Source organism: Streptomyces sp. NPDC051738 (assembly GCF_044453205.1).
Classification (GTDB): domain Bacteria; phylum Actinomycetota; class Actinomycetes; order Streptomycetales; family Streptomycetaceae; genus Streptomyces.
In genome coordinates this window covers 19,294-31,134 of the sequence record NZ_JBITCM010000010.1, presented here as the reverse complement: position 1 = coordinate 31,134, position 11,841 = coordinate 19,294, and the positions used below count along the sequence as shown (strand labels likewise).

At 65.8% G+C, this 11,841-nt stretch carries 9 protein-coding genes; 1 reads left to right on the top strand and 8 read right to left on the bottom strand.

Features of this window, described 5'->3' with window-relative positions; translation table 11 throughout:
- Positions 1-383: 383 nt before the first annotated feature.
- The gene (locus tag ACIA8X_RS23585; RefSeq protein ID WP_393453173.1) at positions 384-893 is read left to right on the top strand and encodes a hypothetical protein; all 510 of its coding nucleotides are present in this window, start codon (positions 384-386) and stop codon (positions 891-893) included.
- Positions 894-1,046: 153 nt separating this feature from the next.
- Here ACIA8X_RS23585 and tuf read toward each other — a convergent pair whose 3' ends face one another.
- The 8 genes from tuf to ACIA8X_RS23545 form a co-directional block, all read right to left on the bottom strand.
- The gene (tuf, locus tag ACIA8X_RS23580; RefSeq protein WP_062706810.1) at positions 1,047-2,240 is read right to left on the bottom strand and encodes an elongation factor Tu; all 1,194 of its coding nucleotides are present in this window, start codon (positions 2,238-2,240) and stop codon (positions 1,047-1,049) included.
- A gap of 156 nt (positions 2,241-2,396) precedes the next feature.
- Complete coding sequence (fusA, locus tag ACIA8X_RS23575) at positions 2,397-4,523, bottom strand: elongation factor G (protein ID WP_393453170.1); 2,127 nt, start codon at positions 4,521-4,523, stop codon at positions 2,397-2,399.
- Positions 4,524-4,562: 39 nt separating this feature from the next.
- On the bottom strand, positions 4,563-5,033 hold the full coding sequence (gene rpsG, locus ACIA8X_RS23570) for a 30S ribosomal protein S7 (RefSeq protein WP_003992340.1): 471 nt from the start codon (positions 5,031-5,033) through the stop codon (positions 4,563-4,565).
- Between the two features lie 3 nt (positions 5,034-5,036).
- Positions 5,037-5,408 carry a 30S ribosomal protein S12 gene (gene rpsL / locus ACIA8X_RS23565; RefSeq protein ID WP_003948652.1) on the bottom strand — a complete coding sequence of 124 codons (372 nt, stop codon included), beginning with the start codon at positions 5,406-5,408 and terminating at the stop codon, positions 5,037-5,039.
- A gap of 352 nt (positions 5,409-5,760) precedes the next feature.
- Positions 5,761-6,399, bottom strand: coding sequence for a DUF1707 and DUF4190 domain-containing protein (locus ACIA8X_RS23560; RefSeq protein ID WP_393453167.1), 639 nt, complete (start codon positions 6,397-6,399; stop codon positions 5,761-5,763).
- Positions 6,400-6,577: 178 nt separating this feature from the next.
- Entirely contained in the window at positions 6,578-7,000 is a 423-nt protein-coding gene (locus ACIA8X_RS23555; RefSeq protein ID WP_393453165.1) for a hypothetical protein, read from the bottom strand.
- A gap of 16 nt (positions 7,001-7,016) precedes the next feature.
- Complete coding sequence (locus ACIA8X_RS23550; protein ID WP_393453162.1) at positions 7,017-7,775, bottom strand: hypothetical protein; 759 nt, start codon at positions 7,773-7,775, stop codon at positions 7,017-7,019.
- Positions 7,776-7,919: 144 nt separating this feature from the next.
- On the bottom strand, positions 7,920-11,819 hold the full coding sequence (locus tag ACIA8X_RS23545) for a DNA-directed RNA polymerase subunit beta' (protein WP_393453159.1): 3,900 nt from the start codon (positions 11,817-11,819) through the stop codon (positions 7,920-7,922).
- Positions 11,820-11,841: the final 22 nt, after the last annotated feature.

Sequence of the window (11,841 nt, the reverse complement as noted above, 5' to 3'; positions counted from 1 at the left end):
GGGGGGGGGGGGGGGGGCCCCCCCGCCGCCCGGGCCCGTGTTTGTTTGCCCGCCCTATTTTCTCCCCGTCCCCCCCCCCCCCCCCCCTTGGGGGGGGGGGGGGGGGGTTGGGGCGCCCCCCCCCCCCCCCACTGCATTGTTATATCAAGCTTTTTGCATGTATGTCCTACTTACCCGACTTGCCGACCGGCGTGGGCTCGTCCTTTCCGGTGCTCTGAAACCCGGACAGCCTAGGAAGCGGAATGCCTGGGAGTGACGCCGGTCTGATTGTGTAAATGATCAGATTCCCGGCAGCGGATGCGAATCACCACTCGAACAGCCGAAAGAAGCGGCTCGAGAGGCCGCGAGGTCCGGTACACCCAGAACAAGAAGGAGTACTCGTAATGCGAGTTGCCACTCGAGCTAGTCGAGCGAAGACCGGAACGAGACGAGCGGGACTGGGAGCGAAGCTGGTCGGCATCGGCCTGACCACGGCAGTGGCCATCGGCATCTCCGCCGGCCCCGCAGCGGCCGCGGCGGTGAACCCGGTTTTCGTGCCGGGCAACCCAACCCTGGCGTGCCCCGACGGCGCGGAGGCGTTCAGGATCGACCCGCCTGTGGACACCACCGTCCCGGTCACCGTTGGCGCCGAAAGCGGCACGGTTATCGTCGACTTCAGCGACGATCTCCTCCAGGTCAATTTCGACACCACAGGTAACCTCGCGATCCGCCAGGTCACCGTCAAGGGCGGGCCGGACGCCAACCGCTACATCTACGACGCCAATTCCACTCCGACGAGCTTCCCCGACGGCATTGCGATGGACACCGGACTTATCCCGCCGACCAACCCTGGCGGTCAGCCCCCCGAGATCAGCCACGTCGACTTCTGCGTCATTGAGGGCAACGGCAGCTGAGCCCATTGTTGGGGGCCCGGGAGTCCCGGGCCCCTACACATCCGAGAGGGCCCCGGGTTGCGGGGGTACTCCATGCAAAGGGGCCCGTACGACCGAAGTCGTACGGGCCCCTTCAGGAGCTCGCGCTGGAGCTACCAGGTCAGGTCAACAAACTTACTTGTTGATCTTGGTGACCTGGCCGGCGCCCACGGTCCGGCCACCCTCACGGATGGCGAACTTCAGGCCCTCTTCCATGGCGACGGGCTGGATGAGCTCCACCTTCATCTCGGTGTTGTCACCCGGCATGACCATCTCGGTGCCCTCGGGGAGGGTCACAACGCCGGTCACGTCCGTCGTACGGAAGTAGAACTGCGGACGGTAGTTGTTGAAGAACGGCGTGTGGCGGCCACCCTCGTCCTTGGACAGGATGTAGGCCTGGGCCTCGAACTCGGTGTGCGGGGTGACCGAACCGGGCTTGATGATGACCTGGCCGCGCTCGACGTCCTCGCGCTTGATGCCACGGAGGAGCAGACCGACGTTCTCACCGGCCTGGCCCTCGTCGAGCAGCTTGCGGAACATCTCGATGCCGGTGACCGTGGTGGTGGTCTTCTCCTGCTTGATGCCCACGATGTCGACGGTCTCGTTGACCTTCAGGACACCACGCTCGATACGGCCGGTGACGACCGTACCGCGACCGGTGATCGTGAAGACGTCCTCGATCGGCATGAGGAACGGCTTGTCGACGTCACGCTCGGGCTGCGGGATGTTCTCGTCGACGGCCTTCATCAGGTCGAGGACGGTCTGGCCCCACTCCTTGTCGCCCTCAAGGGCCTTGAGCGCCGAGACCTTGACGACCGGCAGGTCGTCGCCCGGGAACTCGTACTCGGAGAGCAGCTCACGAACCTCGAGCTCGACGAGCTCCAGGATCTCCTCGTCGTCCACCATGTCGGCCTTGTTCAGGGCGACGACGATGTACGGAACGCCGACCTGGCGGGCCAGGAGCACGTGCTCCTTGGTCTGCGGCATCGGGCCGTCGGTGGCGGCGACCACGAGGATGGCGCCGTCCATCTGGGCAGCACCGGTGATCATGTTCTTGATGTAGTCCGCGTGACCGGGGCAGTCGACGTGGGCGTAGTGACGCGTCTCGGTCTGGTACTCGACGTGCGCGATGGAGATGGTGATACCGCGCTGGCGCTCCTCAGGAGCCTTGTCGATCTGGTCGAAGGCCGAGGCCTCGTTCAGGTCCGGGTACGCGTCGTGCAGCACCTTGGTAATGGCGGCCGTGAGGGTCGTCTTACCGTGGTCGATGTGACCGATGGTGCCGATGTTGACGTGCGGCTTAGTCCGCTCGAACTTCGCCTTCGCCACTGGGGTCCTCCTGTGGAGTGGTTCTGAACGCCTTGCTTCATCGGCGCCAGGTGATCTTTGCTGGAAAGCCCGGGCCCCGGGGCATTCCCGCCACGATTGTGACGGAATGCCCCCTGAGGCTCCGGAGTCAAGCCTAAAGCGTGCAAGCGGAGTGCGTTACTCGCCCTTGGCCTTCGCGATGATCTCCTCGGCGACGTTCCGCGGAACCTCGGCGTAGGAGTCGAACTGCATCGAGTAGCTCGCGCGACCCGACGTCTTGCTGCGGAGGTCGCCGACGTAGCCGAACATCTCCGAGAGGGGCACGAGGCCCTTCACGACGCGAGCACCGGCCCGCTCCTCCATGGCCTGGATCTGACCACGGCGGGAGTTGATGTCGCCGATGACCTCACCCATGTAGTCCTCGGGCGTGGTGACCTCGACGGCCATCATCGGCTCGAGCAGCACGGGGCTGGCCTTGCGAGCGGCCTCCTTGAAGGCCTGCGAACCGGCGATCTTGAAGGCGAGCTCGGAGGAGTCGACCTCGTGGTAGCCACCGTCGATGAGCGTGACGCGGACGCCCGTCATCTCGTAGCCCGCGAGGATGCCGAACTGCATGGCCTCCTGCGCACCGGCGTCGACCGAAGGGATGTACTCCTTCGGGATACGACCACCGGTCACCTTGTTCACGAACTCGTACGAGGCGTCGCCGCCCTCGATCGGCTCGATCGCGATCTGCACCTTGGCGAACTGGCCGGTACCACCGGTCTGCTTCTTGTGCGTGTAGTCGACGCGCTCGACGGCCTTGCGGATCGTCTCGCGGTAGGCGACCTGCGGCTTGCCGACGTTCGCCTCGACCTTGAACTCACGGCGCATACGGTCGACCAGCACCTCGAGGTGCAGCTCGCCCATACCACCGATGATGGTCTGGCCCGTCTCCTCGTCCGAGTGGACCTGGAACGACGGGTCCTCCTCGGCGAGGCGCTGGATCGCGACGCCCAGCTTCTCCTGGTCGCCCTTCGACTTGGGCTCGATGGCGACCTGGATGACCGGCGCCGGGAAGTCCATGGACTCCAGGATGACCGGGTTCTTGTCGTCGCTCAGCGTCTCACCGGTGGTGGTCTGCTTCAGGCCCATGACGGCGACGATGTCGCCGGCGCCCACCGACTCGATCTCCTCACGCTTGTTCGCGTGCATGCGGTAGATCTTGCCGATGCGCTCCTTCTTGCCCTTGACGGAGTTCAGCACGGCGGTGCCGGACTCCAGGCGGCCCGAGTAGACCCGGACGAAGGTGAGCTTACCGAGGTGCGGGTCGCTCATGATCTTGAACGCCAGCGCGGACAGCGGCTCCTCGTCGGACGGCTTGCGCTTGACGACCAGCTCGGGGTCCTTCACGTCGTGGCCCTCGATGGCCTCGACGTCGAGCGGGGTCGGCAGGTAGCGCACGACCGCGTCGAGCAGGGGCTGGACGCCCTTGTTCTTGAACGCGGTGCCACAGAACACCGGGGTGACCGTGGTGTCGCTGGACTTGCCGGAGGCGATGGTGATGCGACGGATCGCGGCGTACAGCTGCTCCTCGGTGGGCTCCTGGCCCTCCAGGTACAGCTCCATGATCTCTTCGTCGTTCTCGGCGACGCCCTCGATCAGCTTGCCGCGGTACTCCTCGGCAGCCTCGACGTGCGTGGCCGGGATGTCGACGACGTCGTACATCTCGCCCTTGGCGGCCTCGGCGGACCACACGAGCGCCTTCATGCGGACCAGGTCCACGACGCCCTTGAAGTCGGCCTCGGCACCGATCGGGAGCTGCATGACGAGCGGCTGGGCGCCCAGGCGGTCCGAGATCATGTCCACGCAGCGGTGGAACTCGGCGCCGGTACGGTCCAGCTTGTTCACGAAGCAGATGCGCGGCACGCCGTAACGGTCGGCCTGACGCCACACCGTCTCGGACTGCGGCTCGACACCGGCGACACCGTCGAACACCGTGACGGCACCGTCGAGGACGCGGAGCGAACGCTCCACCTCGACCGTGAAGTCGACGTGACCCGGGGTGTCGATGATGTTGATCGTGTAGTCGTTGTCCTCGAGCGGCCAGTGACAGGTGGTGGCAGCAGAGGTGATCGTGATGCCACGCTCCTGCTCCTGCTCCATCCAGTCCATGGTGGCGGCGCCGTCGTGGACTTCACCGATCTTGTAGCTGACGCCGGTGTAGAAGAGGATCCGCTCGGTGGTGGTCGTCTTGCCCGCGTCGATGTGGGCCATGATCCCGATGTTGCGGACCCTGGCCAGGTCAAGTGAAGTAGTAGCCATAAGGCTTCGGTCTTCTCTCGGTCTCGATGGGGGTAGCGACTACCAGCGGTAGTGCGCGAAGGCCTTGTTGGACTCGGCCATCTTGTGGGTGTCCTCGCGCTTCTTCACAGCGGCACCGAGGCCGTTGCTGGCGTCGAGGAGCTCGTTGAGCAGACGCTCGGTCATGGTCTTCTCGCGACGGGCGCGGGAGTAGCCGACCAGCCAGCGCAGCGCCAGCGTGTTGGCACGACCGGGCTTGACCTCGATCGGAACCTGGTAGGTCGCGCCACCGACACGGCGGGACTTGACCTCGAGGGTCGGCTTGATGTTCTCAAGCGCGCGCTTCAGCGTGATGATCGGGTCGTTGCCCGTCTTCTCACGCAGACCCTCCATGGCGCCGTAGACGATGCGCTCGGCGGTGGAGCGCTTGCCGTTCAGCAGCACCTTGTTGATGAGCGACGTGACAAGAGGGGAACCGTAGACCGGGTCGATGATGACCGGGCGCTTCGGGGCGGGGCCCTTACGAGGCATTTTCTACTTCTCCTTCTTGGCGCCGTAGCGGCTGCGGGCCTGCTTGCGGTTCTTCACACCCTGGGTGTCAAGGGAACCGCGGATGATCTTGTAGCGAACACCCGGCAGGTCCTTCACACGGCCACCACGCACGAGCACGATGGAGTGCTCCTGCAGGTTGTGTCCCTCACCCGGAATGTAAGCGGTGACCTCGATCCCGCTGGTCAGACGCACACGCGCGACCTTACGCAGGGCCGAGTTCGGCTTCTTCGGGGTGGTCGTGAACACACGCGTGCAGACGCCGCGACGCTGAGGGGAACCCTCGAGTGCGGGCGTCTTGTTCTTCTCGACCTTGTCCTGCCGGCCCTTCCGGACCAGCTGCTGGATCGTAGGCACTACTTCTCCGGTTTCTGTGTGCCGAATGGTGAAGCTAACCTGGAACATTCGCCGACCCACGCGGTCGGGTGTGTCGAATCGGCGGACTCCCGCCGCGAGGCGAAAAGAGCACAGATTACGGTGGCCGCTCACGGCTCGCTATGCGGTTGAAGGCACGCACAAGAGCCAGGGCACACCCCAGGCACAAGGTCTGAGCGTACCTACCTCATTCGCTGCGGTCAAAACAAATGGACCCCGCCCGCATCGCCATGCGGCCGATGTCAAGACCGCACGACGTGTTTGATCTTCGTTTCCCCGATCCAAGCACGTCAGCCCCCGCCCCACGCGCCCCGCCAACCGCCCGCCCACGAGGCTATGCGGAGACGGCGGCGGCCACGAACATCAGCGTCACCAGCACCGCCCAGCCCGCCGTGGACAGCCACCCGAGCACCAGCCCGGTCAGGGCGAGCCCGTCACCGCCCTCCCCGGTGCGGCGGATCTCGGAACGCGCCGCGTGCCCGAGGACCACGGCCGGAATACCGGTCAGCCCGAAGCTCACGAGGCACAGCACGCCACACAGGGCGGAACCGACGGCCTTGCCGTTGGTCTGCGGCCGCGCCACCGGCAGGAAGGTCCGCGGCACGGGCGTGACGGGCGCCGGCTGCGGCACAGGCCCGAGCGGCAGGTCGGCGACGAGCAACGCCAGCTCACCCACCGTACGAGCCGCATACGCCCGCTCGACCCGCTTCTCGAACTCGGGATGCTCCAGCCGCCCCTCACCGAACCCCGCCCTGAGCACATCCACGGCCCGCTCACGATCGGCATGCGAGGCAAGCATCTGCGAGCCGCCCGGGCCGGCCCACGACACGGGCACACCACCGCCCTGCCAGGGCTGCGGAACGCCGCTCCCATGCCACGGCTGCGGGGCACTGCCGCCCTGCCACCGCTGCGGGGCACCCTCGCCCTGCGACGGCTGCCAAGGCTGCCAAGGCTGCCACGACGGATACGTCATGGAGCACCTCCCCCGTAGTGGTCGGAGTTCCTCCATCATCCGCCGAACGGGCAATTACGGCATCGGGGTCGCACCCGGAGATAACCCCGAGAGGGGGGCCGGAGACGGCCAAGGGCGGCCACCACCCGGAAGATTCCGTGATATCGGCACGCACACCCTGCTTTTGCAGGGTGCCGGCTCATATACCCGGGTGCCCCAGGTGGTTGCGGATCAGCTTCACGTCTTCTTGATCCTTTTGCCTCCCAAGCCTCTCCTTCCAGGCCAGCACCTCGCGTAGCGGGCAGAAGGGAAATCCTTGCACCCACTCGGCGCCTTCGATCATCTCGTCGGGCTCACGCGAGCCCGGCAGCCAGCGATCGAAGACCTCGATGCCCCCTTCGAAGAGCAGCACACTGCGGCCGTGGCCCGACGGCGCCGCCACGGAGTCGGCCGCCTTCAGGGCGATGCGCCACGCTTCGCCCCTGGCAACGACATCGAGGTCACTGATCTCTCTCCGTAGGCCATGCGCGAGCAGTGGGCCGCTTCCCGCCACCACGTAGTCCGTCGGCGGCAGATTGAGAGAGGACAGTTCACGAAATAGTGGATGCTCGCTCAGTTCCAAGGAGTCTCCGCGTCTACTAGAGGACAGGCAGCCCTATAGCCGAGCGAGCAGCCATGCTCATCACCAATGCCGCGATGACGCTCGCAAGCGTACCGATCAGAAAGTACTCGGACGCGTGCTTGCCGTGGTCCGCCGTCGGTACACGGGCCAACGACTTTGCCGCGAGCACGAGGGCAGCTGCCTCCGGCTGCCCGGCCGCGAGAAAGGCAAACAGCAGCCCGCGTTCCAGAAGGCCGATGGCCGGACCTCCGCTCATGAACTCCATGGCGGCCTCGCGGGCGGAGCTGTCCTCCAGCGCCTCGATCTCCCGACGTACGGGAACCGTGGCAGCCCGTGCCAGCATCCCCCCGCCGAACACTGACATGAGCAAGGCCGACATGAACACAGCCGTACGGTCACTCGACAGCAGGTCAGCCCCCATGGCGGCTGTGGGCGCACCGGCCGCCCACACCGACAGCGGCACCGCCGCCCCGAAGGCAGCTATCCCAAGGCGCTTCGTGCCTGCCGGGGGCCCCGCAGACAGGGGCAGGGTGATGGAGAAGCCCAGAACCGGCGTACTCGCTGAGCGGTGCCAGAGAAGCGTCCCAAAGGCCAGCAGGGCGGTAGCGCCGAGCGCGAGCCAGGGGCGTGCCTCATCCATGTAGGGAGCAATGGCATAACCCCCATAGGCGAGCGTGAAGAAAGCATTCAATCCGGGACGCTCACGTTGCCAGCCCAGCCCCCACGGGACCACGAGTGCTGCCCCAAGACCGAAGAAGAGCCGAGCCGTCTCCACCCCGCGACTCCCCCAATTCTTCTGTCCCGCTTGTCCGTTCAACCGCTCCAGGGGCTGAGCATAGTGACCGAACACGCCGACGGGCGGCCACCCCCGAAGGGTGGCCGCCCGTCAACAGACGTACTTCGTACCGGAGTTACCGGACTACTGGTTGTACGGCCCGTAGTCGTAGTCCTCCAGCGGCACAGCCTGACCCGACCCCGTACCGAACGGCGAGTAGTCGATGTCGTCGTACCCGACGGCCGAGTACATCGCGGCCTTGGCCTCCTCGGTCGGCTCGACCCGGATGTTGCGGTAGCGGGACAGACCCGTACCGGCCGGGATGAGCTTACCGATGATGACGTTCTCCTTGAGGCCGATCAGGGAGTCGGACTTGGCGTTGATCGCCGCGTCCGTGAGGACCCTGGTCGTCTCCTGGAAGGACGCCGCCGACAGCCAGGACTCCGTGGCCAGCGAGGCCTTGGTGATACCCATGAGCTGCGGACGACCGGAGGCCGGGTGACCGCCCTCCTGGACCACACGACGGTTCTCGGTCTCGAACTTCGAGCGCTCGACCAGCTCGCCGGGCAGCAGCTCGGCGTCGCCGGACTCGATGATCGTCACACGGCGCAGCATCTGCCGGATGATGATCTCGATGTGCTTGTCGTGGATCGACACACCCTGCGAGTTGTAGACCTTCTGGACCTCGCCGACCAGGTGGACCTGGACGGCACGCTGGCCCAGAATGCGCAGCACGTCGTGCGGGTTGGTGGCACCCACGGTGAGCTTCTGGCCCACCTCGACGTGCTCGCCCTCGCTGACCAGGAGTCGGGCACGCTTCGAGATCGGGAACGCCGTCTCGTCGCTGCCGTCGTCCGGGGTGACGACGATCTTCTTGGTCTTCTCTGTCTCCTCGATCCGCACGCGGCCGGTGGCCTCGGAGATCGGGGCGACACCCTTCGGGGTACGGGCCTCGAAGAGCTCGACGACACGCGGCAGACCCTGGGTGATGTCGTCACCGGCCACACCACCGGTGTGGAAGGTACGCATCGTCAGCTGGGTACCGGGCTCACCGATGGACTGGGCGGCGATGATGCCGACCGCCTCACCGATGTCGACCAGCTTGCCGGTGGCCAGCGAGCGGCCGTAGCACATGGCGCAGGTGCCGACGTGGGACTCGCAGGTCAGGATCGAACGGGTCTTGACCTCCTCGACACCGTGGTGCACCAGCTGGTCGATGAGCACGTCGCCCAGGTCCACGTTGGCCGGCGCGATCACCTTGCCGTCGATGACGACGTCCTCGGCGAGCATGCGGGCGTAGACGCTGGTCTCGACGTCCTCGGCCTTGCGCAGCACGCCGGCGGCGTCGCGGTGCGCGATCTTCAGCTTCAGACCGCGCTCGGTGCCGCAGTCCTCCTCGCGGATGATCACGTCCTGCGAGACGTCCACCAGACGACGGGTCAGGTAACCCGAGTCGGCGGTACGCAGGGCGGTGTCCGCCAGACCCTTACGGGCACCGTGCGTGGAGATGAAGTACTCCAGCACGGACAGACCCTCACGGAACGAGGCCTTGATCGGACGCGGGATCGTCTCGTTCTTCGCGTTCGACACCAGACCACGCATACCGGCAATCTGACGCATCTGCATCATGTTGCCTCGTGCACCCGAGTTCACCATCATCGAGACCGGGTTGGTCTTCGGGAAGTTCGCGTTCATCGCCTCGGCGACCTCGTTGGTCGCCTTGGTCCAGATCGCGATGAGCTCCTGGGTGCGCTCTTCCTTGGTGATCAGACCGCGCTCGTACTGCTTCTGGACCCTCTCGTCCTGAGCCTCGTAGCCCTTGACGATCTCCTTCTTCGCGTCGGGGACGACGACGTCGGAGATGGCGACGGTGACGCCGGAACGGGTGGCCCAGTAGAAGCCGGACGCCTTCAGGTTGTCGAGCGTCGCCGCCACGATGACCTTCGGGTAGCGCTCGGCGAGGTCGTTGACGATCTCGGAGAGCTGCTTCTTGCCGACCTCGTAGTCGACGAACGGGTAGTCCTCGGGCAGCAGTTCGTTGAAGAGCGCACGGCCGAGCGTGGTCCTCAGACGGAAGCTGTCACCCTGCTGCCACTCCGGCTCGCCCTCTTCCTGGGCGGGCGGCATCCAGCCACGCGGCGGGATGGTGCCGACCGGGAAGCGGATGTCGATCTTCGACTGGAGCGAGAGCTCGCCCGCGTCGAAGGCCATGATCGCCTCGGCCACGGACGAGAATCCGCGGTCCTCGCCTTTCACGTCCCGCATCTCGCTGTCGGTGGTGAGGAAGAACAGACCGAGGACCATGTCCTGGGTCGGCATCGTCACCGGACGACCGTCGGCGGGCTTGAGGATGTTGTTCGAGGACAGCATCAGGATGCGGGCCTCGGCCTGCGCCTCCGCGGAGAGCGGAAGGTGTACGGCCATCTGGTCACCGTCGAAGTCCGCGTTGAACGCGGTGCAGACGAGCGGGTGGATCTGGATGGCCTTGCCCTCGACCAGCTGCGGCTCGAAGGCCTGGATGCCGAGGCGGTGCAGGGTGGGAGCACGGTTCAGCAGAACCGGGTGCTCGGCGATGACCTCTTCGAGGACGTCGTACACGACCGTGCGGCCGCGCTCCACCATGCGCTTGGCGCTCTTGATGTTCTGCGCGTGGTTCAGGTCGACCAGGCGCTTCATCACGAACGGCTTGAAGAGCTCCAGCGCCATCGCCTTGGGCAGACCGCACTGGTGCAGCTTCAGCTGCGGACCGACGACGATCACGGAACGCGCGGAGTAGTCCACACGCTTACCGAGCAGGTTCTGACGGAATCGACCCTGCTTACCCTTCAGCATGTCGCTGAGGGACTTCAGCGGACGGTTACCCGGACCGGTGACCGGGCGACCACGACGACCGTTGTCGAAGAGGGCGTCAACAGCCTCCTGAAGCATGCGCTTCTCGTTGTTGACGATGATCTCGGGCGCGCCGAGGTCGAGGAGCCTCTTCAGACGGTTGTTGCGGTTGATCACACGGCGGTACAGGTCGTTCAGGTCGGAGGTCGCGAAGCGGCCACCGTCCAGCTGCACCATCGGGCGAAGGTCCGGCGGGATGACCGGGACGCAGTCGAGGACCATGCCCTTGGGGCTGTTAGAGGTCTGCAGGAAGGCAGACACGACCTTCAGCCGCTTCAGCGCACGGGTCTTCTTCTGGCCCTTGCCGGTGCGGATGATCTCGCGGAGCTTCTCGGCCTCCTCGTCGAGGTCGAAGGACTCCAGGCGCTTCTGCAGCGCCGCGGCACCCATCGAGCCGTCGAAGTACGTGCCGAAGCGGTCACGCAGCTCGCGGTAGAGGAGCTCGTCGCCCTCGAGGTCCTGGACCTTGAGGTTCTTGAACCGGGTCCACACCTCGTCGAGCCGGTCGATCTCGCGCTGCGCACGGTCACGCAGCTGCTTCATCTCACGCTCGGCACCCTCGCGCACCTTGCGGCGCACGTCGGCCTTGGCGCCCTCGGCCTCCAGCTCGGCCAGGTCGGACTCGAGCTTCTTGGCACGGGCCTCCAGGTCGGCGTCCCGGCGGTTCTCGACCTGCTGCCGCTCGACGGAGACGTGCGCCTCCAGGGAGGGCAGGTCGCGGGTACGACGCTCCTCGTCGACGTACGTGATCATGTACGCCGCGAAGTAGATGACCTTCTCGAGGTCCTTGGGCGCCAGGTCCAGCAGGTAGCCGAGGCGCGAAGGAACACCCTTGAAGTACCAGATGTGCGTGACGGGCGCGGCCAGCTCGATGTGGCCCATCCGCTCACGACGCACCTTGGCGCGAGTCACCTCGACGCCGCAGCGCTCACAGATGATGCCCTTGAAGCGAACGCGCTTGTACTTGCCGCAGTAGCACTCCCAGTCCCGGGTCGGACCGAAGATCTTCTCGCAGAAGAGTCCGTCCTTTTCGGGCTTGAGGGTGCGGTAGTTGATGGTCTCGGGCTTCTTGACCTCGCCGTGGCTCCACTGACGGATGTCGTCAGCGGTGGCCAGACCGATGCGGAGCTCATCGAAGAAGTTGACGTCGAGCACTATGCGTCAATCCCTCTCAGGG

Excerpts from the sequence above, each read along its gene's own strand:
- rpsG (WP_003992340.1), bottom strand. The coding sequence starts at position 5,033 with ATGCCTCGTAAGGGCCCCGCCCCGAAGCGCCCGGTCATCATCGACCCG.
- ACIA8X_RS23585 (WP_393453173.1), top strand. The coding sequence starts at position 384 with ATGCGAGTTGCCACTCGAGCTAGTCGAGCGAAGACCGGAACGAGACGA.
- ACIA8X_RS23560 (WP_393453167.1), bottom strand. The coding sequence starts at position 6,399 with ATGACGTATCCGTCGTGGCAGCCTTGGCAGCCTTGGCAGCCGTCGCAG.
- fusA (WP_393453170.1), bottom strand. The coding sequence starts at position 4,523 with ATGGCTACTACTTCACTTGACCTGGCCAGGGTCCGCAACATCGGGATC.